This is a genomic window from Lentzea sp. NPDC042327 (genome assembly GCF_040647275.1).
Classification (GTDB): domain Bacteria; phylum Actinomycetota; class Actinomycetes; order Mycobacteriales; family Pseudonocardiaceae; genus Lentzea.
On record NZ_JBEZBX010000005.1, the window covers coordinates 209140 to 231172 of the forward strand.

Annotated in this window: 24 protein-coding genes and 1 riboswitch; of the genes, 9 read left to right on the forward strand and 15 right to left on the reverse strand. The window is 71.6% G+C overall.

Annotated elements, in window-relative coordinates:
- Nucleotides 1–2: 2 nt before the first annotated feature.
- Together AB0A63_RS14785 and AB0A63_RS14790 are read left to right on the forward strand one after the other, a co-directional pair.
- The gene (locus AB0A63_RS14785; RefSeq protein WP_360390418.1) at nucleotides 3–776 is read left to right on the forward strand and encodes a carbon-nitrogen hydrolase family protein; all 774 of its coding nucleotides are present in this window, start codon (nucleotides 3–5) and stop codon (nucleotides 774–776) included.
- Nucleotides 777–846: 70 nt separating this feature from the next.
- Nucleotides 847–1278, forward strand: a complete 432-nt coding sequence (locus tag AB0A63_RS14790) for a hypothetical protein (protein ID WP_360390421.1) — start codon at nucleotides 847–849, stop codon at nucleotides 1276–1278.
- Here the strand turns inward: AB0A63_RS14790 and nadC are convergent.
- From nadC to nadA, 3 genes are read right to left on the reverse strand one after another with little or no spacing between them, the layout of a single operon-like run.
- Nucleotides 1249–2091 (reverse strand): carboxylating nicotinate-nucleotide diphosphorylase, encoded by an 843-nt coding sequence (gene nadC / locus AB0A63_RS14795; protein ID WP_360390424.1) that lies wholly within the window; start codon nucleotides 2089–2091, stop codon nucleotides 1249–1251. The genes AB0A63_RS14790 and nadC overlap by 30 nt on opposite strands.
- Nucleotides 2088–3716: an L-aspartate oxidase gene (locus AB0A63_RS14800; protein WP_360390427.1), complete on the reverse strand. Its 1629-nt coding sequence runs from the start codon at nucleotides 3714–3716 to the stop codon at nucleotides 2088–2090. Before AB0A63_RS14800 ends, nadC begins: the two co-directional genes overlap by 4 nt.
- The gene (gene nadA, locus AB0A63_RS14805; RefSeq protein WP_360390430.1) at nucleotides 3716–4735 is read right to left on the reverse strand and encodes a quinolinate synthase NadA; all 1020 of its coding nucleotides are present in this window, start codon (nucleotides 4733–4735) and stop codon (nucleotides 3716–3718) included. Before nadA ends, AB0A63_RS14800 begins: the two co-directional genes overlap by 1 nt.
- A gap of 100 nt (nucleotides 4736–4835) precedes the next feature.
- On the opposite strand from nadA, the gene AB0A63_RS14810 reads away from it, so the two are divergent.
- From AB0A63_RS14810 to AB0A63_RS14825, 4 genes are all read left to right on the forward strand, one after another.
- Entirely contained in the window at nucleotides 4836–5504 is a 669-nt protein-coding gene (locus AB0A63_RS14810; RefSeq protein WP_360391460.1) for an NUDIX domain-containing protein, read from the forward strand.
- 10 nt (nucleotides 5505–5514) lie between these two features.
- Nucleotides 5515–6195 (forward strand): LON peptidase substrate-binding domain-containing protein, encoded by a 681-nt coding sequence (locus AB0A63_RS14815; RefSeq protein ID WP_360390433.1) that lies wholly within the window; start codon nucleotides 5515–5517, stop codon nucleotides 6193–6195.
- A gap of 260 nt (nucleotides 6196–6455) precedes the next feature.
- Nucleotides 6456–7700 carry an MFS transporter gene (locus AB0A63_RS14820; RefSeq protein ID WP_360390436.1) on the forward strand — a complete coding sequence of 415 codons (1245 nt, stop codon included), beginning with the start codon at nucleotides 6456–6458 and terminating at the stop codon, nucleotides 7698–7700.
- A complete protein-coding gene (locus tag AB0A63_RS14825; protein ID WP_360390439.1) occupies nucleotides 7697–8419 on the forward strand; it encodes a putative hydro-lyase in 723 nt (240 codons plus the stop codon). The genes AB0A63_RS14820 and AB0A63_RS14825 overlap by 4 nt, the downstream gene beginning before the upstream one ends.
- 21 nt (nucleotides 8420–8440) lie before the next feature.
- On the opposite strand, the gene AB0A63_RS14830 is transcribed toward AB0A63_RS14825, so the two are convergent.
- From AB0A63_RS14830 to bioD, 4 genes are all read right to left on the reverse strand, one after another.
- Nucleotides 8441–9034, reverse strand: a complete 594-nt coding sequence (locus tag AB0A63_RS14830) for a DUF2567 domain-containing protein (protein WP_360390441.1) — start codon at nucleotides 9032–9034, stop codon at nucleotides 8441–8443.
- A 14-nt stretch (nucleotides 9035–9048) separates the two neighbouring features.
- The gene (locus AB0A63_RS14835) at nucleotides 9049–9246 is read right to left on the reverse strand and encodes a hypothetical protein (protein WP_360390444.1); all 198 of its coding nucleotides are present in this window, start codon (nucleotides 9244–9246) and stop codon (nucleotides 9049–9051) included.
- Nucleotides 9246–10262 carry a biotin synthase BioB gene (gene bioB, locus AB0A63_RS14840; protein WP_360390446.1) on the reverse strand — a complete coding sequence of 339 codons (1017 nt, stop codon included), beginning with the start codon at nucleotides 10260–10262 and terminating at the stop codon, nucleotides 9246–9248. Before bioB ends, AB0A63_RS14835 begins: the two co-directional genes overlap by 1 nt.
- Before the next feature lie 70 nt (nucleotides 10263–10332).
- A complete protein-coding gene (gene bioD / locus AB0A63_RS14845; protein ID WP_360390448.1) occupies nucleotides 10333–11052 on the reverse strand; it encodes a dethiobiotin synthase in 720 nt (239 codons plus the stop codon).
- 36 nt (nucleotides 11053–11088) lie between these two features.
- On the opposite strand from bioD, the gene AB0A63_RS14850 reads away from it, so the two are divergent.
- Entirely contained in the window at nucleotides 11089–11331 is a 243-nt protein-coding gene (locus AB0A63_RS14850; protein ID WP_360390450.1) for a glutaredoxin family protein, read from the forward strand.
- On the opposite strand, the gene AB0A63_RS14855 is transcribed toward AB0A63_RS14850, so the two are convergent.
- Together AB0A63_RS14855 and AB0A63_RS14860 are read right to left on the reverse strand one after the other, a co-directional pair.
- Nucleotides 11304–12506, reverse strand: a complete 1203-nt coding sequence (locus AB0A63_RS14855; protein ID WP_360391462.1) for an adenosylmethionine--8-amino-7-oxononanoate transaminase — start codon at nucleotides 12504–12506, stop codon at nucleotides 11304–11306. The two genes, AB0A63_RS14850 and AB0A63_RS14855, sit on opposite strands and share 28 nt — an antisense overlap.
- Nucleotides 12507–12570: 64 nt before the next feature.
- On the reverse strand, nucleotides 12571–13776 hold the full coding sequence (locus AB0A63_RS14860; protein ID WP_360390453.1) for a cytochrome P450: 1206 nt from the start codon (nucleotides 13774–13776) through the stop codon (nucleotides 12571–12573).
- 156 nt (nucleotides 13777–13932) lie between these two features.
- Between AB0A63_RS14860 and AB0A63_RS14865 the strand changes: the two genes are divergently transcribed.
- Nucleotides 13933–14787, forward strand: a complete 855-nt coding sequence (locus AB0A63_RS14865) for an AsnC family protein (protein ID WP_360390455.1) — start codon at nucleotides 13933–13935, stop codon at nucleotides 14785–14787.
- Between the two features lie 134 nt (nucleotides 14788–14921).
- On the opposite strand, the gene AB0A63_RS14870 is transcribed toward AB0A63_RS14865, so the two are convergent.
- On the reverse strand, nucleotides 14922–15686 hold the full coding sequence (locus AB0A63_RS14870) for an inositol monophosphatase (protein ID WP_360390458.1): 765 nt from the start codon (nucleotides 15684–15686) through the stop codon (nucleotides 14922–14924).
- A 24-nt stretch (nucleotides 15687–15710) separates the two neighbouring features.
- Here AB0A63_RS14870 and AB0A63_RS14875 point away from each other — a divergent pair, with 24 nt between their 5' ends.
- On the forward strand, nucleotides 15711–16610 hold the full coding sequence (locus AB0A63_RS14875; RefSeq protein ID WP_360390460.1) for a LysR family transcriptional regulator: 900 nt from the start codon (nucleotides 15711–15713) through the stop codon (nucleotides 16608–16610).
- On the opposite strand, the gene AB0A63_RS14880 is transcribed toward AB0A63_RS14875, so the two are convergent.
- The 5 genes from AB0A63_RS14880 to AB0A63_RS14900 all read right to left on the reverse strand — a co-directional run bounded on the left by AB0A63_RS14880 (nucleotide 16584) and on the right by AB0A63_RS14900 (nucleotide 21977).
- Nucleotides 16584–17192, reverse strand: a complete 609-nt coding sequence (locus AB0A63_RS14880) for an NAD(P)H-binding protein (protein ID WP_360390463.1) — start codon at nucleotides 17190–17192, stop codon at nucleotides 16584–16586. The two genes, AB0A63_RS14875 and AB0A63_RS14880, sit on opposite strands and share 27 nt — an antisense overlap.
- Nucleotides 17193–17276: 84 nt before the next feature.
- Entirely contained in the window at nucleotides 17277–18161 is an 885-nt protein-coding gene (locus AB0A63_RS14885) for an RluA family pseudouridine synthase (protein WP_360391465.1), read from the reverse strand.
- A gap of 41 nt (nucleotides 18162–18202) precedes the next feature.
- On the reverse strand, nucleotides 18203–18922 hold the full coding sequence (gene lspA, locus AB0A63_RS14890) for a signal peptidase II (protein WP_360390466.1): 720 nt from the start codon (nucleotides 18920–18922) through the stop codon (nucleotides 18203–18205).
- 23 nt (nucleotides 18923–18945) lie between these two features.
- Nucleotides 18946–20277: an aminotransferase class V-fold PLP-dependent enzyme gene (locus tag AB0A63_RS14895; protein WP_360390469.1), complete on the reverse strand. Its 1332-nt coding sequence runs from the start codon at nucleotides 20275–20277 to the stop codon at nucleotides 18946–18948.
- Between the two features lie 34 nt (nucleotides 20278–20311).
- Nucleotides 20312–20426, reverse strand: a riboswitch (SAM riboswitch).
- A gap of 72 nt (nucleotides 20427–20498) precedes the next feature.
- Complete coding sequence (locus AB0A63_RS14900; RefSeq protein WP_360390472.1) at nucleotides 20499–21977, reverse strand: potassium/proton antiporter; 1479 nt, start codon at nucleotides 21975–21977, stop codon at nucleotides 20499–20501.
- Nucleotides 21978–22033 lie beyond the last annotated feature (56 nt).

Genomic DNA, 22033 nt, shown 5'->3' on the forward strand with positions numbered 1-22033 from the left:
TCATGCGCATCGCCGTGAGTCAGCTCAGCTCCACCACCGACCCCCGGTCCAACCTGGAGCTCGTCCGCGACGCGGTGCGCAGGGCCGACGGCGCGCGGGTGGTCCTGCTGCCCGAGGCGACGATGTGCCGCTTCGGCGTGCCGCTGGGCCCGGTCGCGGAACCGCTGGACGGCCCGTGGGCCTCGGCGGTGCGGGAGATCGCCGTGGAGCACGGCGTCGTGGTGGTGGCGGGCATGTTCACGCCCTCCGGTGACCGCGTGGCCAACACCACGCTGGTGACCGGCGCGGACGTGCACCTGGGCTACGACAAGATCCACCTGTTCGACGCCTTCGGCTTCCAGGAGTCGCGCACGGTCGCGCCCGGCTCGGACGTGGTGACGTTCGAGCTCGACGGGGTGACCCTGGGCGTGGCGACCTGCTACGACGTCCGCTTCCCCGCGTTGTTCACCGCGCTGGCGGACAAGGGCGCGTCAGCGGTGCTGCTGGGCGCGTCGTGGGGCGCCGGCCCCGGCAAGAAGGAGCAGTGGGAGCTTCTGGTGCGAGCGCGCGCGTTGGACTGCACGTCGTTCGTCGTGGCGTGCGGCCAGGCCTACCCCGGCGACCTGGGCTCGTCCGCACCGACCGGCATCGGGTACTCGACGGTGGCGGACCCGTTCGGCAACGTCGTGGCGCAGCTGTCCGACCGGCCGGAGGTGGCGGTGGTCGACCTGGACGTGGCGGCGGTCGCGCAGGCGCGGGAGGTCCTGCCCGTGCTGGCCAACCGGCGGCTGGGGTGAGCCGAACCCCGGCGGTTCGTCCGGCCGATCGCTTGACCTCGGGTTAGGTCGAGCTCCCAGGATCAGGGACATGACCCTCCCCGAACTGCCCGCGTTCGTCCGCGGCCGCACCCACCTCGACGGTTACGCGCTCTACCGCTCCGGCGGACCGAACGACCCCACCAGGGAGGTCGGCTGCGTCGTGCTCGTCACCGTCGACACCGAGGACGAGGCCACCGCACGGGCGTGGGTCGACTCGGTGTTCACCGCCCTCGCCAGCGACCCGGACCCGCACCCCGGCGGGATCTCCGCCGCCTTCCACATCCGCGCGGACGGCAAGCGGGTCGTCAACTACGCGGAGTGGGTCAGCGCCGAGGACCACCTCGACGCCCTCTCCGCCAGGGGGAACGGGGTCGGCTCGCCGACCGCGGACTGGCGCCGGGTGCAGAACTTTCCCGGCGTCCAGCACGTGGGCGTGCGGCGGTACCGGCCGTCAGCGCAGGTCCAGGCCGAGGTCGAGTGACGGGGACGAGTGCGTGAGGCCGCCGACGGCGAGGTAGTCGACGCCGGTCTCGGCGTAGCGGCGGGCCACGTCGAGGGTGAGGCCGCCGGACGCCTCCAGCTTCACCCCGGCGGGCCTGCGGGCCACGGCCTGCGCGCACTGCTCGGGGGTGAAGTTGTCGAGCAGCACCAGTTCCGCGCCCTCGGCGATGGCCTCGTCGAGCTGCGCGAGGCTGTCGACCTCCACCTCCATCAGCAGGTCGGGGGCGTGTTCGCGGGCCGCGCGGATGGCGGCGCCGACCGAACCGGCCGCGGCGACGTGGTTGTCCTTGATGAGGACCGCGTCGCCGAGGCCCATGCGGTGGTTCACGCCGCCGCCGCAGCGGACCGCGTACTTCTGCAGCAACCGCAGGCCCGGCAACGTCTTGCGGCTGTCGCGGATGGCGGCACCGGTGCCCTCGACCGCCGCCACCCAGCGCGCGGTCTGCGTCGCGATGCCGGAGAGGTGGCAGACCAGGTTCAGCGCGGTGCGTTCCACGGTGAGCAGGCCGCGGGCCGGGCCGGTCAGCACCAGCGCGGGCTCGCCGGGCACCGCCTTGTCGCCGTCGGTGGCCTCGGAGAGCACCTCGACCTCGGGCAGGTAGCGCTGGAACGCCGCCCGCGCAACGGGAACGCCGCACAGCACGCCGGCCGCGCGCGGGGTGATCTCCGCGGTCGCGACGGCCTTCTCCGGCACGGTCGCGAGCGTCGTGGCGTCCAGGCCGTAGCGGAGGTCCTCCTCCAGCGCGAGCTGGATGACCCGGTTCGCGTCGTCCCAGTCGAACTCGGTGGTCATGCGACAACCTCCGCCAGCACGGGGTGGGTCAGGACGGGGTCGGCCAGCACGGGCTGGCCGCTCGGGGTGAGCCGGACGAGCTGGCTGCGCCGCCACACGTCGGACCGCTCGGTGAAGTCCGTGCGCACGTGGCAGCCGCGCGACTCGGTGCGTTCCTGGGCCGCCGCGATCAACGCGCGGGCGGCCGTGGTCAGCGCCGCGTCCTCGACGAGCTCGCGCGACTCCAGCTGCTTGTCCACGGTGGACACGTCGAGCGCCGAGCCGACGACGGCCAGGCCTTCCGCGTCACGGCCGATCGCGGCGTAGCGCGACATGACGCGCTGCAGCAGGTCGCGGTCCGCCACGGGAGCGGTCGGCAGCGAGGGCTCGGCCGCGCGTGCCGGGGCGATCAGCTTCAGGGCCAGGTCCGACGCCACGGCCTCGGCGGCACGGGTGCCGCACACCAGGCCTTCGAGCAGGCTGTTGGACGCCAGCCGGTTCGCGCCGTGCAGACCGGTGCGGGCGACCTCGCCGACCGCGTACAGACCGGTCACGCCGGTGCGGCCGTCGACCGTGGAGACCACGCCGCCGCAGGCGAAGTGAGCCGCAGGGGCGACGGGGATCGGGTCCACGGCCGGGTCGATGCCCACCGAGGTGCAGGCCGCGTGCACGGTCGGGAAGCGCGAAGCCATGTCGTGCAACGAGGTCGCGTCCAGGAACACGTGGTCGTCGACGCCACCGGGCCCACCGGCCATGTGCCGGGTGATCGCCGCCGCCACGACGTCGCGCGGGGCGAGGTCTTCGAGCGGGTGCACGCCCTTCATCACGCGCGCGCCCGTCGCGTCGACCAGCACGGCACCCTCGCCGCGCACGGCCTCGGTGACGAGCGGGCACCGGCCACGCGCGCCCCGGCCCGTGTACAGCACGGTCGGGTGGAACTGGATGAACTCCACGTCCGCGGCCAGCGCACCGGCCCGCAGCGCCAGCGCGAGGCCGTCGCCCGTGGCCACGGAAGGGTTCGAGGTCGCCTGGTACATCTGCCCGAGGCCACCGGTCGCGAGCAGCACGGCGGGCGCGGTCAGCACACCGGGCACGCCGTTGCCGTCGAGCACCAGCAGACCGCCGACCGCGCCGAGCGGCGTCTTCACCGCGTCGACGGCGACGTGGTTCTCCAGCAACGGAACCCGTCCGTCCACAGTGGCCTTCAGCAACGCGCGTTCGACCTCGGCACCGGTCGCGTCGCCACCGGCGTGCACGACCCGGAACGCACTGTGGCCGCCTTCGCGGGTGCGTTCGAGCAGACCGTCGGGCCGCGCGTCGAACAGCGCGCCGCGCTCCCGCAACCGGGCCACGGCCGCGGGTCCGTCCGTGATGATCGCGGCCACGGCGGCGTCGTCGCACAGACCGGCACCGGCCGTCAGCGTGTCGCCGATGTGCCGGGTGACCGAGTCACCGGGGTCGTGCTGGTCCTCCAGCACGACCGCGACACCGCCCTGCGCCCACCGGGTGTTGCCGTCGTCGCCGGCCGCCTTGGTGACGACCAGGACGCGCAGTCCCAGCTCACGCGCCCGCAGCGCGGCGGTCAGGCCCGCCACGCCCGTGCCGACCACGATCAGGTCGGCCCGCGCCTCCCAGCGCGCGGTCATCACTCACCGCCGCCGGGCTGGCCGATCTCGATCATGCGCTGCACGGCGCCCTGGGCCCGCTGGGCGGTCTCCAGGTCCACGTGCACCTCGTCCAGGCCGTCGCGCACGCACCGCAGCAGCGCGGCCGGGGTAATCATCTTCATGTAGGTGCAGGACGCGCGGTCGTTGACGGCGCGGAAGTCGATCTCCGGGGCGGCCTTGCGCAGCTGGTGCAGCATGCCGACCTCGGTGGCGACCAGCACCTTGCGGGCGCTGGTCGAGCGCGCGGCGGTGATCATGTCGCCGGTCGAGAGGATCTTGACCTTCTCCGCCGGGACGATGCCCTCGCCGCTCAGGTACAGCGCACTGGTCGCGCAGCCGCACTCCGGGTGGATGAACAGGTCCGCGTCCGGGTTGGCGGCGGCGCGCTCGGCCAGCTCCGGGCCGTTGATGCCGGCGTGCACGTGGCACTCGCCCGCCCAGACGTGCAGGTTGTCGCGACCGGTCTCGCGCTTGACGTGCGCGCCCAGGAACTGGTCCGGGCAGAACAGCACCTCGCGGTCGGCGGGGATCGAGCGCACCACGTCGACGGCGTTCGACGACGTGCAGCAGATGTCCGTCTCCGCCTTCACCTCGGCGGTGGTGTTCACATAGGACACCACGACGGCACCGGGGTGCTGCGCCTTCCACTCGCGCAGCTGCGCACCGGTGATCGAGTCGGCGAGCGAGCAGCCCGCGCGCTCGTCCGGGATCAGCACGGTCTTCTCCGGCGACAGGATCTTCGCGGTCTCGGCCATGAAGTGCACGCCGCAGAAGATGATGGTCTGCGCGTCGGACTGCGCGGCGATGCGGGACAACGCGAGCGAGTCGCCGGTGTGGTGGGCGATGTCCTGGATCTCGGGCAGCTGGTAGTTGTGCGCCAGGATGACGGCGTCCCGCTCCTCGGCGAGCCGCAGCACCTCGTCCCGCCACGCGGCGTTCGGCTCGACTCCGCCGTACACACCCGAAGCGGTTCGCTCCACGGTTGCGGTAGCGACCATCACTGCCTCCTCGGTCCGGGGTTTTCGCCTATTGGTCGAAAACGTGGCCGATAGTATCAGCCGGGTGGCAGGTGTGGGGCACGAAGTTCTGGCAGCCGTGCTGCGGGTGAGAGGTGCGTCACTCCAGGTCATGCTGTGGGAACGCGCGCGGGAGCCGCACGCTCACCGCTGGTCGCTGCCGGGTGGCGGCCTGCGGGTGGACGAGGACGTGGAGTCGTCGATCCGCCGCCAGCTCGCGGAGAAGGTCGACGCGCGACAGTTGTCTCACGTGGAGCAACTGGCCGTCTTCAGCGCCCCCGGCCGCGTTCCCGGTCCCCGCGTGGTGGCGACGGCGTTCCTCGGCCTGGTCCCCTCCGACGTCGACCCGGAGGTGCCGGCGGACACGGCGTGGCACTGCGTGGAATCGCTGCCGCTCATGGCGTTCGACCACTCCGCGATCGTGCACCGGGCCCGCCACCGGCTCGCCTCGAAGCTGTCGTACACGAACCTCGGCTTCGCGCTGGCGCCACCGGAGTTCACCATCTCCCTGCTGCGCGACCACTACTCCGCGGCACTCGGTTACCGGGTCTCCGCAACGAACCTGCAGCGCGTGCTGTCGCGCCGCCTGCTGCTCGAACCGACCGGCGGCACCGCACCGCCCGGACCGTCCGGCGGCCGCCCCGCCGCACTGTTCCGGTTCAGCGCAAGGGGAATCAAAGTCACCGATCCGTTCGCCGTGCTGAGACCGCCGGGATCCGGCCGTCCAGCAGGCGGGGGTGGCACCCCGTAACGTTGCACGCGTGGCCGAGACGCTCCCCCTGTTCCCCCTGGGCACCGTGCTGTTGCCCGGTGCGTCTTTGCCGTTGCACATCTTCGAGCCGCGCTACCGCCAGCTCGTCGTGGACCTGATGACCGGCACCCTGTTCGGCCGCACCTTCGGCGTGGTCTGCATCAAGGAGGGCTGGGAGGTCGGCGCCGACAACGTCCGCTCCCTGCAGGACATCGGCTGCTCGGCGGACCTGCTCGACGCCCGCCCGCTGCCGGAGGGCCGCTTCGACATCGTCACGCGCGGGGTGCGCCGCTTCCGCCTGCTCGACGTCGACACCACCACCGCCCCGTACCTGCTCGGCAGCGTCGAGTACCTCGACGACGTCCCGGTGCCCGAGGCGGCGCTGGAGGTCGTGCCGATCCTGGAACGCGGGGCCCGCGCCGCCCACGAGCGCTACTGCGGCGCCGCCTGGCACCGCGAGGACTGGTCGGCCCCGGCCGCGGACGTGGAGCTGGGCGCGTTGTCGTACCTGCTCGCCGCCGACTGCCTGCTGCCGGTCGACGACCGCCAGCGGCTGCTGGAGGAGACGTCGCCGGCGCGGCGGCTGCGGCTGGTGCGCCGGATGCTGCACCGGGAGACCGGGATCTTCAGCGCGCTGAAGGCGGTTCCGGTGCCGTTGACCGAGTTCGGCCACGTGCCGAACCCGAACTGACCGCCCGGCATCTGCAAGTACCACCAACCCGACATCAACAGGCTCGTAACTACCTCCAACTGGTTCGGCGCGCGCCGAACCAGTTGGAGGTGCTCAGCGACGGTTTGATCAAGAGTTGGTGGTACTTGCAGATGCCGGAGAAGCAGGGTGGGAGCGCCGGAGGGATCGTTGGATTGTGGTCTTGTGGGATTGTTGAACAATCCTTACAGTGAGGGCCACATCACACCCCACCACTCCTCCACCACGCTGCGAGGTGTCCCATGAGCACGACCACGACCGAGGAGACAGGGCGCGCTGCCTGGTTCCGCAGTCTCGGCGCGAAGGGCAAGCGCGCCTTCATCGGTGCGTTCGGCGGGTACGGGCTGGACTCCTACGACTACTGGGTCCTGCCGCTGAGCCTGGTCGCGATCACCGGCTACTTCGGCCTCACCAAGGCCGAGGCCGGGTTGCTGGGCACCAGCACGTTGCTGATGAGCGCCGTCGGCGGCGCGGTGGCCGGGGTGATGGCCGACCGGTTCGGGCGAGCGAAGACGCTGGTCATCACGGTGGTGGCGTACGCGTTCTTCACCGTGCTGTGCGGCTTCGCGACGAACTACGAGACGTTGCTGGTGTTCCGGGCGTTGCAGGGCCTCGGGTTCGGCGGTGAGTGGGCGGCCGGGGCGATCCTCGTGGCCGAGTACTGCAAGCCGAAGTACCGCGGCCGCACGGTGGCGTTCGTCCAGAGCGCGTGGGCGGTCGGCTGGGGGCTCGCGGTCGTCGTGAACACGCTGGTCAGCTCGCTCGCGGACCCGAGCTGGTCGTGGCGGGTCATGTTCTGGACCGGCGCGCTGCCCGCGGTCCTCGTCTTCTACGTGCGGCGCAACGTCGACGACGCCCCCGAGGTCGCGGCGCAGCCCCGGCCGCGCGGTACGTTCCCGCAGATCTTCCGGGGGCCGATCCTCAAGACCACGCTGTTCGCCGCGCTGCTCGCGACCGGTGTGCAGGGCGGTTACTACACGCTCGCCACGTGGCTGCCGGCGTTCCTGCAGACCGGGCGCGGGCTCACGGTCATCGGCACCGGCGGGTACCTCGCGTTCCTCATCACCGGCGCGTGGATCGGGTACGTGTGCGGCGGCTACCTCACGGACCGCCTGGGGCGCAAGAAAACCTTCGTGCTCTTCGCGGTCGCCAGCGCGCTGCTGATCGTGGCCTACACGCAGATCCCCAACGGTGCCAACACGTTGGTCATGTTCCTGGGCTTCCCGCTCGGGTTCTGCATGAGCGCGATCTTCAGCGGGTTCGGCAGCTACCTGTCCGAGCTCTACCCCACGCGGCTGCGCGGCACCGGCCAGGGCTTCACCTACAACTTCGGGCGCGCGTTCGGCGCGGTGTTCCCCGGTCTCGTCGGGTTCATGGCCGACCGGCTGGGCATCGGCGGTGCGATGCTGTTCGGAGCGGCCGCCTACGGGATCGCGGTCGTGGCGCTCATCTGGTTGCCCGAGACGGTGAACGAGGAGCTGGGATGACGACGGCGGGCAAGGCACCGGGACTCGCGCAGGCCAACCTGATCGCCGTTCCCAGGGACTGGGCCTACGACTTCCTCCTCTTCACCCACCGCAACCCCAAGCCGTGCCCCGTGCTCGACGTCCTCGACGCGGGCGAGACGGTCAGCTCGCTCAAGCCGGACGCGGACGTGCGGACCCACGTGCCGCGCTACCGGGTCTGGGAGCACGGCGAGCTGGTGGCGGAACCGGAGAACGCGACCGGGCACTGGCGCGCCGACCTGGTGACGTTCCTGATCGGCTGCAGCTTCACGTTCGAGACGGCGCTGAAGAGCGCGGGCGTGCCGCTGCGGCACGTCGAGCAGGGCCGCAACGTCGCCATGTTCGTCACGGACCTCCAGTGCCGGCCGGCCGGACGGCTGCACGGGCCGATGGTCGTGTCGATGCGGTGGGTACCGGAGTCCCTTGTGGACATCGCGCACAAGGTCACCGCGCTGATGCCGTCGGTGCACGGGGCCCCGGTGGGCACCGGCGACCCGCGCATGCTCGGCATCGAGGACGTGCACGCGCCCGACTTCGGCGACGCGGTGGAGCCGGAACCCGGTGACGTGCCGGTGTTCTGGGCGTGCGGCGTGACCCCGCAGGCGGTGCTGATGCGGTCGCGGCCGCCGTTCGCGATCACGCACGCGCCGGGGCAGATGTTCGTGACCGACATGCCGGACTTCGCCTACCGCGTCGGGTAGGCAGCCGGGGAGGGTGGCGCCTCAGCCGAGGCGCCGCCCCAGGTCGTCCAGGCCGTTCCAGGCCGCGCAGCAGCCGTAGGTCAGCGCCGCCGCCAACGGCCACGCGAGAACTCCCCACCACGTCTCCAACTGCGGCGCGAACTGCACGACGTCGTAGGGCTGGGCGGTGGCCGGCTGCGGGTACATGCCCTCCACGGTCTTGGTGCCCTGCCACTGCATCAGCGCCGCCGCGCCCAGCGAACCCAGCGTCATCGCGAACATCACGACCGGTCCGCGGCGCTGGCGCAGCATCCAGACCGCGATGCCGGTGACGGTGCCCGCGCCGAGACCGATGACGACGAACACCATCAGCGCGTCCAGCCGGTGGTAGCTCTCCACCCCGAACGGCTGGAAGCCGACACCCTCCTGCGGGGAGGCGACCTTCGTCTGCGGCGGGGCGAGCCACGCCCACAGGAACGCGGCCACCATGCCGAAGACGGACGTCGTCAGCAGCACCGACAGCCCCGGCAGCAGGTCGCGCTTCACGACGACCTTCGGCCGCGGCCGGACGTAGTGGTAGACGTACGGCGGCTCCGGCACGGGTTCGATGCGCACCGGCGCTGCGATGTCGTCCATGTCGCGGAAGGTTACTACCGAGCCGACGTCGTCTCGCCGTGACGGCTGCAGCGCGCCGTCCAGCCGTCCGGGGTCACCTGGACGACCATCCGGCGGGCGCACTCGGCGCAGTAGCGCGGCGGGTCGATCAGGGACAGTCGCTGACGGCAGAACGCGTGGTCGCCGTCAGCTTCCTCTTTGCCGCAGAACGAGCAGTACACGGTCGTGACCATCACAGGGTCTGGCTCAGCGCCTTGATGGGCATCGACAGCTCTTCGAGCATGTCGAGGTCCTGCTGCGCCGGGCGACCGAGGTTCGTCAGGTAGTTGCCGACGATGATCGCGTTGATGCCGCCGAGCATGCCCTGCTTCGCACCCAGGTCGCCGAACGTCAGCTCACGACCGCCGGCGAACCGCAGGATCGTGCGCGGCAGCGCCAGCCGGAACGCGCCGACCGTGCGCAGCGCCTCGGCGCCCTCGACGACCGGGTAGTTCTCGTACGGCGTGCCGGGGTTGGGGATGAGGAAGTTGAGCGGCACCTCGTCCGGTTCCAGCTCCGCGAGCTGCACCGCGAACTCGGCGCGCTGCGCGAGCGTCTCCCCCATGCCGATGATGCCGCCGCAGCAGACCTCCATGCCGGCGGCGCGGATCATCTTCAGCGTGTCCCAGCGCTCCTCCCAGGAGTGCGTGGTCACGACCTCCGGGAAGTGCGAGCGGGCCGTCTCCAGGTTGTGGTTGTAGCGGTGCACGCCCATCGCCACGAGCTCGTCGACCTGCTCCTGCGTGAGCATGCCGAGCGAGCAGGCGATCTGGATGTCGTTGCCGTCGGCGCGGATGGCCTTGATGCCGTCGCGGACCTGCGAGAGCAGCCGCTTGTCCGGGCCGCGCACGGCCGCGACGATGCAGAACTCGGTCGCGCCGGTGTCGCGGGTCTGCCGCGCCGCGCGGACCAGGCCGGGGATGTCGAGCCACGCCGAGCGCACCGGTGAGGGGAACTGGCCGGACTGCGAGCAGAAGTGGCAGTCCTCCGGGCAGCCGCCGGTCTTGAGCGAGACGATGCCCTCGACCTCGACCTCGGGACCGCACCAGCGCTCGCGGACCTCGTGGGCCAGCGCGAGCAGCTCGGGGACGCGGTCGTCGGGGAGCTCGAGCACCCGCAGGACCTGTGCCTCGGACAGGCCGACTCCTCGTTCGAGCACCTGCTCACGAGCCTCGTCGAGCACGTCGATCCGTTCCGGGGCTGCGGTCACTGTCTCTCCTCCTCCTGTGGCCTGGCGTGCACTATGCCGCACTGAATCCTTCATCGTGCAGCGACGTAGGTCACTGGACCGCGAACTGAGCGGCGAACGTGTCCGGGTCGAACGCACCGCCGAACCAGGGCGAGAACGACCTCCTGGCCACCGCCAGGAAGTCCGGGGCGCCGAGCTTCGTCACCCCCTGCGGGAGCGCGCCGAGCAACGGGGCACCGGCCGCTTCCGGCAGGTCCGCGAGGTTCGTGAGGGACGCGAGGTCGGGGTGCGGCGGCCAGCTGCCCACGACGACGCCGATGGCCTCCAGGCCGCGCCGCTGCAACGCCTCGGCGGTCAGCGCGGTCGTGTTGAGCGTGCCGAGCCCCGCTTGGGCGACGACGAGCACCGGTGCGTTCACCGCCCATGCGATGTCGGCCAGGGTCGAACCGCCCTCGTCGAACCGCACGAGCAGCCCGCCGGCTCCTTCGACGAGCACCAGGTCGTGGTCGGCGTCGAGCTCCGTCACGGCCGCGGCGACGTCCTTGGGGTGCACGGTGGCCATGCCCGCGCGTCTGGCGGCGGTGGCCGGCGCCAGCGGGTCGGGGTATCTCGCCAGCTCACGCGTCGTGACGTCGCCTGCCAGCCGCGCCACCTCGGCCACGTCGCCCGGCTCGCCGGGCAGCAGACCGGTCTGCGCGGGCTTGAGCACCGCGACCCGTCTGCCCTCTGCCCTGGCCAGCGCCGCGATGCCCGCGGTGACGGCGGTCTTGCCGACCTCTGTCCCGGTTCCGGTGATCACCAGCACGCTCACAGGCACTCACCTTAGAACTTCACCTACGGTGACGGCATGGCTGATGAACCGATCGTGATGTACGGCGCCGAGTGGTGTGGCGACTGCCGCAGGGCCAAGTCGTGGCTGACCCGCAACAACGTGGCTTTCACCTACGTCGACGTGGAGCACGACGACGAGGCGCGGGACAGGGCCGTCGAGATCTCCGGCCGCAAGAACATCCCCGTCGTGGTGCTGCCGAACGGCGAGTTCCTGGTCGAGCCGTCCGACACTCAGCTGGCCGCCGCGATCACCCCGTGAGCGATCTGCGCGATGTCGTCGTCCGTGCTGATGAACGGCGGCATCGTGTAGACGAGGTCGCGGAACGGCCGCAGCCACACCCCGGCGTCCACCGCGGCCTTCGTGGCCCGTGCCATGTCCACGGGCTCGTGCAGCTGCACGACACCGATGGCTCCCAGCACGCGCACGTCCTTCACACCCGGCAACGCGTGCGCAGGCTCCAGTCCGGCTGACAACCCGGCCGAGATGCGTGCGACCTCACGCTTCCAGTTCTGCGACAGCAGCAGGTCGATCGAGGCCAGTGACACCGCCGAGGCGAGCGGGTTGCCCATGAACGTCGGCCCGTGCGCGAGCACCGGCACCTCGCCCCGGCTGATCCCGTCCGCGACCCGCGGCGTGCACAGCGCGGCGGCCATCGACAGGTACCCGCCGGTCAGCGACTTGCCTACGCACATCACGTCCGGGCTGACGTTCGCGTGGTCGGCGGCGAACAGCTCGCCGGTGCGCCCGAACCCGGTGGCGATCTCGTCGAACACCAACAGCACGTCGTGGGTGTACGCGAGCTCGCGCAGGACGTGCAGGTAGCGCGGGTCGTGGAAGCGCATCCCGCCGGCGCCCTGCACGACCGGCTCGACGATGATCGCGGCCAGCTCGTCCGCGTGCTGCTCGACCACGTCCGCGAGGTGCTGCACGTACGCGGTGTCCAGCTCCGCCGGTGGCGCGTCGGCGAACACCTGCGCCGGCAGGACGCCGCGCCACAGCGAGTGCATCCCGCCCTCGGGGTCGCACACGGACATGGGGGTGAACGTGTCGCCGTGGTACCCGCCGCGCCACGTGAGCAGCCGCCGCTTCTCCGGCCGGTTGCGCGAACGCCAGTACTGCAGGCACATCTTCACGGCGACCTCGACCGCCACCGAACCGGAGTCGCACAGGAACACGTGCTCCAGGTCCGCGGGCGTGATCTCGACGAGCTTCGCGCAGAGCCGGACGGCGGGCTCGTGCGTGAGCCCGCCGAACATCACGTGGCTCATCCGCCCCAGCTGGTCGGTGACGGCCGCGTCCAGGACCGGGTGCCGGTAGCCGTGGATCGCGGCCCACCACGACGACATGCCGTCGACCAGCTCGCGGCCGTCGGCGAGCGTGAGCCGGACACCCTCCGCGGACTCGACGAGCAGCGGCTCCTGGGTGCCCGGCATCGGGCCGTACGGGTGCCAGACGTGCGCCTGGTCGAGCTTCAGCAGGTCGTCCACCCGCGTGACATTAGGCGAGCTTGACCGGCAGGGTGAGCAGGCCGCGGATCAGCGTGCTGTCCCGCCACGCCAGGGTCTCCGGCTCCGCCGCCAGCGACAGGTCAGGGAACCGGGCCAGCAGCTGGGTGAGCGCCACGTCGAACTCCAGCCGGGCCAGCGGCGCGCCCAGGCAGAAGTGCAGGCCGTGGCCGAACGCCACGTGCCCCTGCGCGGAGCGGGTCACGTCGAGCCGGTCGGGGTTCTCGTACTTGGCCGGGTCCCGGTTGGCGGCGATCAGCGACACCATGACGAGCTCGTCGGCTGGGATCTGCACGCCGCCCAGCTCGATCGGCTCGGTGGTGTAGCGGAAGGTCGCGATGTTGACCGGGCCCTCCAGCCGCAGGAACTCCTCGGCGCTGGCGGGGATCAGCTCCGGCCGGTCCTTCAGGACCTGCAGCTGGTCGGGGTTCTTCAGCAGTGCCAGCACGGCGTTGCCGATGAGGTTGACCGTCGTCTCGTGGCCGGCCACGAGCAGCAGGAACGCCATCGACACGAGCTCTTCGGTGTTGAGCCGGTCACCGGAGTCGTCGGCGTGCACCAGCGCCGAGAAGAACGTGTCGTCCGGTTCGGCGGCGCGGACCTTCTCGACGTGCTGGAACAGGAACTGCGCCATCGCGCCGGCGGCGTGCTGGATCTGCTCGGGCGTGCCGAACGACAGCAGCGTGTTCGACCACCCGCGGAACTCCTCGCGGTTGTCGATCGGAATGCCGAGCAGCTCGCAGATCACCGTGATCGGCAGCGGGAACGCGAACTCCTCCAGCAGGTCCACCTCGTCGCCGTCGTTCATCCGCGCGATGAGCTCGGCCGCGATCTCGTTGACGCGGGGCCGCAGCAGCTCGATGCGGCGTGCGGTGAACGCCTTGGTGACGAGCTTGCGCAACCGGGTGTGGTCCGGCGGGTCCATGTTGAGCATGTGGACCGAGAGCGAGGACTCGAACTCGCCGCGCCGCGCGTCCGGCGGGGTGTGCTTGTCGAAGACGGACCGCCCGACCGTGATGTCCTTGCTGATCCGCGGGTCGGTGAGGGCGATCTTCGCTTCTTCGTGACGGGTCACGAGCCAGACCTTCAGCCCACGGGGCAGGTGGACCTCGTGCACGGGTGCCTCTGCGCGCAGCAGGTCGTGCGCCTCGTGCGGGTTCTGGACGTAGTCGTCGGGCAGCTTGGTGAGTGTTGTCACCCCACCCAGTTAACCCCGTTAACTCCTGGCTCGCCACTCTTTCCCACGCGATCCGGTACGCGCTGTGACGCCACCCCCGGAGGACCGGCGTGACCGTGATCGCGCTGGGGCCGGGCGGTGACGCGAAGATCAGGAGCGGGGGGTAGCGTTCTTTTCGTGGTGGCCCCTGATCCCGTTGACGCCCGTTTGCTGGCCATGCTCGCCGACTCGGGCCGTGCCGCCGTGCACGAGATCGCCCAGCGCCTGGGCATGGACCCGCGCGAGGCCGCCATGCGCCTGATCACCCTGTCCGGCAGCGGTCTGCCGCTGCTCGTCGGTGTGGAGTGCGACCCGAACGGCATCCGGCGCGCGCTGGCGAACGCCGCCGCCTACGGCAACTACCAGGGCCCGCCCCCGTCCGGCGCCTACGCCGTGCACCAGAGCGGACCCCACCACGTGAGCGGCCCGCACCCGGTCGCGCCGCCGCAGCCCCAGCCCGGCCCGCAGTCCCAGCCCTTCCCCGTGCAGCAGCAGCCGCCGCCGAACCCGTGGGGTCCGCCGCAGTCCGCGGGCTGGGTCCGCGCCGACCAGCCGCAGCCCCGGCCGATGTCGCGCACCGGCAAGGTCGGCACGACGCTGGAGGCGGACAGCCTGGAGGGCGCCCGTCTGTCCATCCAGCTCGTCGAGGTCGTCGACCCGGCCGACTTCCTGTTCACCGCCGCCGGCTACAAGCTGGCCGAGGGTGAGCGGGCCGTGGTCGTGCACACCGAGGTCACCAACGCCTCGCAGGTCCCGTTCACCTCGTTGCCGGACATGTACCTGGTCCTCGTGACCAGGACCGGCGAGACCGTCACGAAGGCGCCGGTGTCGCTGTCCTCGCGGCCCGCGCACAAGCTCGGCGTGCAGCCGGGTGAGACCGCAGGCGGTCACACGGTGTTCGTGCTGCCGGACACGACGGACCTCACCCAGGTGCGGTGGAGCGTGCGCCCCGAGGTCGACGTCAACACCCTCGTGTGGACCGTCGAGGACTGACCCCTCGCAGGCGCCTCGCGCGTTGTTGGTAGTAGAAAAGTGCCTGTTGATGTTGAGTTGGCGGTACTTGCAGACGCCGTTGGAGCCAGGGGCTGAGGCGGCTTGGACGGAGCGAGCGGGGATTGGTGACCTGCTCAGGACAGCACCGTCAACGCCGCCGCGTGCACGCCCGGTGCGGCAGCCAGGTATTCGCGGGTCGTCAGCTTCCACGGCGTGCCGTCGAGGTCGGTGACGACACCGCCCGCCTCTTGCACGAGCAGCACACCGGCGGCGTGCGCGCGCACGTTGTCGTACTGCCAGTGCAGGTCCATCCGCCCGGCGGCGACCTGGGCGAGCTGGTGGGTCACCGGCACGGAGATCCGCACGTACAGGGCCTCCTTCGCCATCGCGCTGCAGGAGGCGCCGACCCGGTCCGCCATCTCCGGTCCCTGCCCCGGCTGGGCCTGCCCGGTCCCGGCCAGCGCACCGTCCAGCGAGGTCTTCGCGGACACCCGCAGCCGCACCCCGTTGAGGAACGCGCCCTCGCCCTCGGCCGCGGTGAACATCTCGTCGAACAACGGGAAGTGCACAGCGGCCAGCACCGGTCGGCCGTCGCGGACGAGGCTCACGCCGATGTTCCAGTCGGTCATGCCGTGGACGGCGTTCATGTTGCCGCCCACCGGGTCGACGAGCCACCACTCGCCCGGCTCCAGCGGGCCGGAGCCGTGTTCGTCGTCGAGCCAGCGCGCCCGCGGCCGGATCGCGGCGAGCTCGGGGCGCAGCAGGTCGACGACGGCCGCGTCGTTGGCGCGCACGCCGGCGACGACCGCGTCGAGGTCCGCGGCGCGCGACTCCGGCGAGTAGCGCTTGAGCATCCGGGCTCCTGCGCGGCGAACGGCCGCGACGAGTTCCGCGTTCACGGTTCCTCCATACGATGTCTGTTCATGCAAGCGGATCTGAACCTGCTGACCGTGCTCGACGCCCTGCTCGAGGAGGGCAGCGTGATGGGCGCGGCCGAACGGCTGCACCTGTCGTCGCCCGCGGTCAGCCGCACGCTGGGGCGGATCAGGAAGGTGACCGGCGACGACATCCTGGTGCGCACCGGTCATTCGATGACGCCGACGCCGTACGCGCTCGGGATCGCCGACGAGGTGCACCGGCTGGTGCGCCAGGCCAACGCCGTGCTGGCACCGAGCCGTGTGCTCGACCTGGCCGAGCTGGACCGCACGTTCACCGTGCGGTGCCACGACGCGCTGGCCTCGTCACTGGTGCCGGTGCTGGTCGCCTGGGTCGCGGAACGGGCACCCGGTGTGCGGTTGCGGGTGCTCGCCGAGCACTCCGGTGACACCGACGACCTGCGGCACGGCCGGGTCGACCTGGAGCTCGGCGGCGGCGCACCGGCGTTGCCGGAGTTCCGGTCGGAGACGCTCGGCCACGACCCGCTGGCCGTCGCGCTGCGCCCGGACCACCCGTGCGCGGGCGGGCTCGACCTCCCGGCGTACGCGGCACACCCGCACGTCGTGGTGTCCCGCCGCGGCCGGCTCACCGCGCCGATCGACGACCTGTTGGCAGCGGAAGGCTTGCAGCGCAGGGTGATCGCGACGGTGGCGACCGTCCACTCCGCACTGCAGATCGCGGTCGCGAGCCACGCGCTGGTCACCACCACGGCGATCCTGTGCCGCCCGCTGATCGAGGCGTTCGGGCTCGTCACCCTGCCGTTGCCGGTCGAGTCGCCGCCGGCACCGGTGAACTGCAACTGGCACCAGCGCTACGACTCCGACCTCGCCCACGCGTGGTTGCGCGAGCAGGTGCGGGCATCATTCGCCGAGGTGGTCCAGCGGTAGCGCGACGGCACCGGGGAACCGCGGCGACTCGGCCTCGTCGAGCATCGCCGCGGCCACGGTCTCGCGGCTGACCTGAGCGGTGAGGTCGAACGGCGGCGCGGCGTCCAGCCCGACCGTGCGCCGCTCGGGGCTGAGCGGCCCGTCGGAGAGCACACCGGCGTGGAAGACCGTGCCACCGGCGGCGAGGACGGTCTCGTCGGCCGCCACCTTGTCGGCGATCCGGTCGCCGAGGAACTTCTCCAGCACACGGGCACCGTCACCGGCGGCCGCGCGCGACGGGCCGGTGCCGTACGCGCCGAGCCAGATGACCCGTTCCGGTCCGGCGGCGACGACGGCCTTCGCACCGTCGAGCAGGACACCGGGCCGGTCCGTGCCGAGGCCGGAGAGGACGACGGTGCCCCCGGCGACGGCGAGGCTCGCCGGGTCGGCCACGTCACCCGCGACCTTGCGCAGGTCCGGGTGGTCGAGCGCGATCTTGCCGGGATCGCGGGCGATCGCCGTGACCGCGTGGCCGCGGGCCAGGGCCTGCCGGGTGAGGGCGAGGCCGGTGCGGCCGGAGGCGGCGAGGACGGTGAGGTTCATGCCGAGAACGCTATGAGCGGCACCGATCAACATCAAATGAAACGTCGTCAACCGGTGATTTACCCAGACGCAATCGGCCTGCGCTCAGCCTTCCTCGCGCAGCTGCTCCAGGGACGCGGCGAGGTCCGCCGGGTACTCGGAGGTGTAGGTGACCCACTCGCCCGTGCCGGGGTGGTGGAACCCGAGCTGGCGCGCGTGCAGCCACTGCCGCGCCACGCCGAGCCGCTTGGCCAGCGTGGGGTCCGCGCCGTAGGTCAGGTCGCCCACGCACGGGTGGTGCAGCGCCGAGAAGTGCACGCGGATCTGGTGCGTGCGGCCGGTCTCCAGGTGCACCTCGACGAACGACGCCGCGCGGAACGCCTCGATCACTTCGTAGTGGGTGATCGACGGCTTGCCGGAGTTCATCACGGCGAACTTGTAGTCGTGCTTGGGGTGCCGGTCGATCGGCGCGTCGATGGTGCCCTTGATCGGGTCCGGGTGGCCCTGGACGATCGCGTGGTAGACCTTGTCGACGGTCCGCTCCTTGAACGCGTGCTTGAGCGCCGAGTACGCCGACTCGGACTTCGCGACGACCATCACGCCGGTGGTACCGACGTCGAGGCGGTGCACGACGCCCTGGCGCTCCGCGGCACCCGAGGTCGCGACCCGGTGACCGGCGGCGGCGAGACCGCCCACGACGGTCGGGCCGGTCCAGCCCGGCGAGGGGTGCACGGCCACGCCGACGGGCTTGTCCACGACGATGATGTCGTCGTCCTCGTGGATCACGACCAGGCCCTCGACCGGGATGGCCTGCACGGTCACCGGCTGCGGCGGGGCCGGCAGGGTGATCTCCAGCATCGCGCCGGCCGTGAGCCGGTCGGACTTGCCCACGACCCGGCCGTCGATCAGCACGTCGTCGGCGTCGGCGATGGCGGCCACCGCGGTGCGGGACAGGCCCAGCAGCTTCGCGAGGCCCGCGTCGACGCGCATGCCGTCCAGACCGTCGGGAATGGGCAGCGTTCGGTATCCGCTCACGCGTCGATCTTCTCCTTGTGAACCGTCCCGTCGTAGTCGTGCTGCAGCAGCGCCAAGACGATGATCGTCGCGCCACCGCAGACGATCGCCATGTCGGCGACGTTGAACACCGGCCACACCTGGCCGAACGGGTCGAACAACGACAGGAAGTCCACCACGTGGCCGCGCATCGGGCCGGGCGCGCGGAACAGCCGGTCGGCGAGGTTGCCGACGGCGCCGCCGAGCACCAGCCCGAGACCGACCGCCCAGGGCGTCGAGCGCAGGTCGCGCGCGATCCAGGTGATGAACCCGACGACCCCGAACGCGATCAGCGCGAGGATCCACGTCCACCCCTCGGCCAGCCCGAAGGCGGCACCGGGATTGCGGACGAACGTCAGGTGCAGCAGCCCGCCGAACAGCTGGATCGGCTCTGACCGCTCCAGGAACGCCACGGAGAGGACTTTCGTGAGGACGTCCAGCGCCAGCACACCGGCGGCCAGCACCGCGAGGTAGGTGGTCCGCGGCTCCGGCAGCGAGCCGGTGATCGAGAACTCGGGTTCGGCGTCCGGCTCGGAGACCGTCAGCGCCCGCTCGGGCTGCTCGGTCTCGCGCCGGTCCTCGGCCTCGGCGGTCACCACAGGCGCGACCTGCGGTTCCGCGACCGGTTCCGGCGCGCTGGGCTGCTCCTCGGCAGTCTCGTCAGCGGCCTTCGCCGGGGCCTTGGACTCGTCACTCACCAGGTCATTGTCCACTACCTGGACTACGCGAGGAACGGCGGCAGGGTTCGGCTGTCGTCCTCAGCCACCCAGCGGCCGTCGCGCTGCGCGTAGGTCCACTTCGGACCTTCGGTGACGAGAGTGCGCAGCGCGGCCACCAAACGGTCCACGTGCTCGGCCGTCGTCCCGAGACCGATCGACGCGCGCACGGCGCGGTCTTCGTGCGAACCGGCCTTCTTCACCAGACGTCCCACGACCACATGGGCGCAGAACGCGCCGTCACGCACGCCGACGCCGTACTCGGCCGACAGCGCCGCCGCGAGGAAGCCCGCGTCGAAGCCGGGGACCGTGAAGCTCACGACGCCCACGCGGTCGACGTCGGTGAGGATCGAGAGCTCGCGCAGGCCGGGGATGGCGCGCAGGCCGTCCCGCAGCCGCCGCAGCAGCTCCTGCTCGTGCGCGATCGTCTGCTCCCAGTGCCGCGACAGGATCTCGCAGGCCGCGGCCAGCGCGTGCACGCCGATGACGTTCGGGCTGCCCGCCTCGTGCCGCTCCGGCACCGCGGACCACGCGACGCCGAGCCGGTCGCCGTGGTCGGTCACCTTCGCCGTGGCGCCGCCGCCCACCAGGTAGGGCTGGGCCTGCTGCAACCAGTCGGACCGGCCGACGAGCACACCGGCGCCGAACGGCGCGTAGATCTTGTGGCCGGAGAACGCCAGGTAGTCCACGCCCAGCTCACGGGCGTCGATCGGGCGGTGCGGGGCGAGCTGCGCGGCGTCGAGCGCGATGCGGGCGCCGTGCCTGCGGGCGACCTTCGCGAGCTCGGCGACCGGCCACAGCTCCCCCGTGACGTTGGACGCCCCGGTGACGATCACGAGCCGAGGACCGACCGGGGCGGCGGCCAACGCCCGGTCCAGCGCGACGAGTGCCGCGCCGGACGAGGAAGGAGTGGAGATGCGCTGCACGTTCGGCCCGCGCCACGGCAGCAGCGCGGCGTGGTGCTCGCTGTCGAACAGCACGACCGCGGTGCCCTTGGGCACGCTGCGGGCCAGCAGGTTCAGCGCGTCAGTGGTGTTGCGGGTGAAGACGACGGCATCGGTGGAACGCGCACCCACGAACCGCCGGACGCGGTCACGCGCCTGCTCGTAGACGCGGGTCGACACCTGGGAGGCGAAGCCGGCGCCGCGGTGCACGCTCGCGTACCAGGGCAGCAGCTCGTCGACGGCGTCGCGCACCTCCCGCAGGCAGGGGGCGGAGGCGGCGTGGTCGAGGTTGGCGTAGGTGACGCGCTCTCCGGTCACCAGCGGGACGCGCAGGTCGGAACCGACGACGGCGGGAACCTTGGTGGTGGTGTCCGGGGTGATCGCGAGCGTCATCGAGCTGCCTCCTGGGCCGGGGGGCCTTCTCGGAGGCCCGCGCTTGACCGGCGCCCTGCGCGCCGGACCAGGTCCTCACCAAGGGCACCCCACCGCGGTTGGAGGGTTGCCGGCCAGCAAGCTTGGGCTTGACGCTGGCTCTCATGACCTGCCGACGACGTTAGCGGGCGCGTCACGATCCGTCGACACCTGATCACATCGTGAGAAGCGTCGGGGACCGACTATTCGCCGGTCTCGCCCTTCCACCGCGCGTAACGACCGGCCCGGTCCACGGCGCGAACCCGCCGTTCGGTGGCGTCGCGCGCCTCTTCTGTGGTCACGATGAGCAACTGGTCGCCGGTCTGCAGCCGGGTCGTCGGAAGTGGCGTGAAGCTCTTGCCCGAGCGCACCACGAGGCTCACCGTGGCGCCGGTGGGCATGCGCAGCTCGGTCATGTAGACGCCGTGCAGCTTCGACCCGCGCTGGATGTGCACCTGCAGCAGCTCGGCGCCGAGCTCGTCCAGCGGCGAGGAGTCGACCTGGACCTCCTGCGGCTCGCTCGCGTTGACCAGCCCGAGCCGCCGCGCGAGGAACGGCAGCGTCGTGCCCTGCACCACCGTGAGGACGATGACCAGCAGGAACACCGCGTCGACCAGCTCGCGCGCACCCTCGACGCCCTGGATGAGCGGGATCAGCGCGAACACGATCGGCACCGCGCCGCGCAGCCCCGACCAGGAGAGGAACGCCTGTTCCCGCCACGGCACCTTGAACGGCAGCAACGACAGCACCACCGACAGCGGGCGCGCCACGAACGTGAGCACCACGCCCGCGATCAGCGCGGGCACCAGCACGTCGAGCAGCCGGGACGGCGAGGCGTAGAGGCCGAGCAGGACGAACAGGCCGATCTGGGCCAGCCAGCCGAGCCCCTCGGCGAACGACAGGGTGTCGGCGCGGTGCGGCAGCCGGGCGTTGCCCAGGACCAGCGCGGCGACGTAGGTGGCGAGGAAACCGGACGCGTGCGCCAGGTCGCCCGCGGTGTAGGCGATCACGCAGACGGCGACGGTGGCGAGCGGGTAGAGGCCGGTGGCGGGCAGGGCCGCGTGCCGCAGTCCCGTGCCGCCCAGCCAGCCGAGCGCGACGCCGATCAGCGCGCCCGCTCCCAGCTCGTAGAGCACCAGCAGCGGTGCCGTCCACGAGATCTGGTCGGACGAGGCGAGCAGCACGACCGCGATGTAGACGGGCGCGTCGTTGAGGCCGGACTCCAGTTCGAGCGCGCCGGTGAGCCGTGCCCCCACCCCCAGCGACCGCAGGACGCTGAACACGGCCGCCGCGTCCGTGGACGACAGCACCGCACCCCAGAGCAGCGCCATCCGCCAGTCGAGGCCCAGCAGGTGGTGCAGCGCGGTTCCGGTGATGGCGACGCTCACCGCAACGGCCACTGTGGACAGTGCGACGCCCAGCCAGAGCGAGGTCTTGACCGCGTGCCACCGGGTCGTCAGCCCGCCCTCGGTCAGGATCAGCACCAGCGCCGCGATCCCGAGGGACTGGGTGAGGCCGGCGTCTTCGAAGTCGATGCCGAGCACCGACTCGCCCAGGAGCACGCCGATGCCCAGGTACAGCAGGAGTGAGGGCAGCCCGAGGCGGATCGACACCCGGACCGCGATCACGGAGATCAGCAGGACCGCGGCACCGACGCCCAGGACAACCGTGACATCACCCACCCGGACCATTCTGGTTGATCACCACCGAGTTGAACTAATCCGACGCGAAACCGACC

Excerpts from the sequence above, each read along its gene's own strand:
- AB0A63_RS14855 (WP_360391462.1), bottom strand. The coding sequence starts at position 12,506 with ATGCCGGGCACCCAGGAGCCGCTGCTCGTCGAGTCCGCGGAGGGTGTC.
- AB0A63_RS14825 (WP_360390439.1), top strand. The coding sequence starts at position 7,697 with ATGACGACGGCGGGCAAGGCACCGGGACTCGCGCAGGCCAACCTGATC.
- AB0A63_RS14885 (WP_360391465.1), bottom strand. The coding sequence starts at position 18,161 with ATGCGCGTCGACGCGGGCCTCGCGAAGCTGCTGGGCCTGTCCCGCACC.
- AB0A63_RS14785 (WP_360390418.1), top strand. The coding sequence starts at position 3 with ATGCGCATCGCCGTGAGTCAGCTCAGCTCCACCACCGACCCCCGGTCC.
- AB0A63_RS14830 (WP_360390441.1), bottom strand. The coding sequence starts at position 9,034 with ATGGACGACATCGCAGCGCCGGTGCGCATCGAACCCGTGCCGGAGCCG.
- AB0A63_RS14850 (WP_360390450.1), top strand. The coding sequence starts at position 11,089 with ATGGCTGATGAACCGATCGTGATGTACGGCGCCGAGTGGTGTGGCGAC.
- AB0A63_RS14835 (WP_360390444.1), bottom strand. The coding sequence starts at position 9,246 with ATGGTCACGACCGTGTACTGCTCGTTCTGCGGCAAAGAGGAAGCTGAC.
- AB0A63_RS14875 (WP_360390460.1), top strand. The coding sequence starts at position 15,711 with ATGCAAGCGGATCTGAACCTGCTGACCGTGCTCGACGCCCTGCTCGAG.
- nadA (WP_360390430.1), bottom strand. The coding sequence starts at position 4,735 with ATGGTCGCTACCGCAACCGTGGAGCGAACCGCTTCGGGTGTGTACGGC.
- nadC (WP_360390424.1), bottom strand. The coding sequence starts at position 2,091 with ATGACCACCGAGTTCGACTGGGACGACGCGAACCGGGTCATCCAGCTC.
- AB0A63_RS14895 (WP_360390469.1), bottom strand. The coding sequence starts at position 20,277 with ATGACGCTCGCGATCACCCCGGACACCACCACCAAGGTTCCCGCCGTC.
- AB0A63_RS14880 (WP_360390463.1), bottom strand. The coding sequence starts at position 17,192 with ATGAACCTCACCGTCCTCGCCGCCTCCGGCCGCACCGGCCTCGCCCTC.
- AB0A63_RS14790 (WP_360390421.1), top strand. The coding sequence starts at position 847 with ATGACCCTCCCCGAACTGCCCGCGTTCGTCCGCGGCCGCACCCACCTC.
- AB0A63_RS14820 (WP_360390436.1), top strand. The coding sequence starts at position 6,456 with ATGAGCACGACCACGACCGAGGAGACAGGGCGCGCTGCCTGGTTCCGC.
- AB0A63_RS14800 (WP_360390427.1), bottom strand. The coding sequence starts at position 3,716 with ATGACCGCGCGCTGGGAGGCGCGGGCCGACCTGATCGTGGTCGGCACG.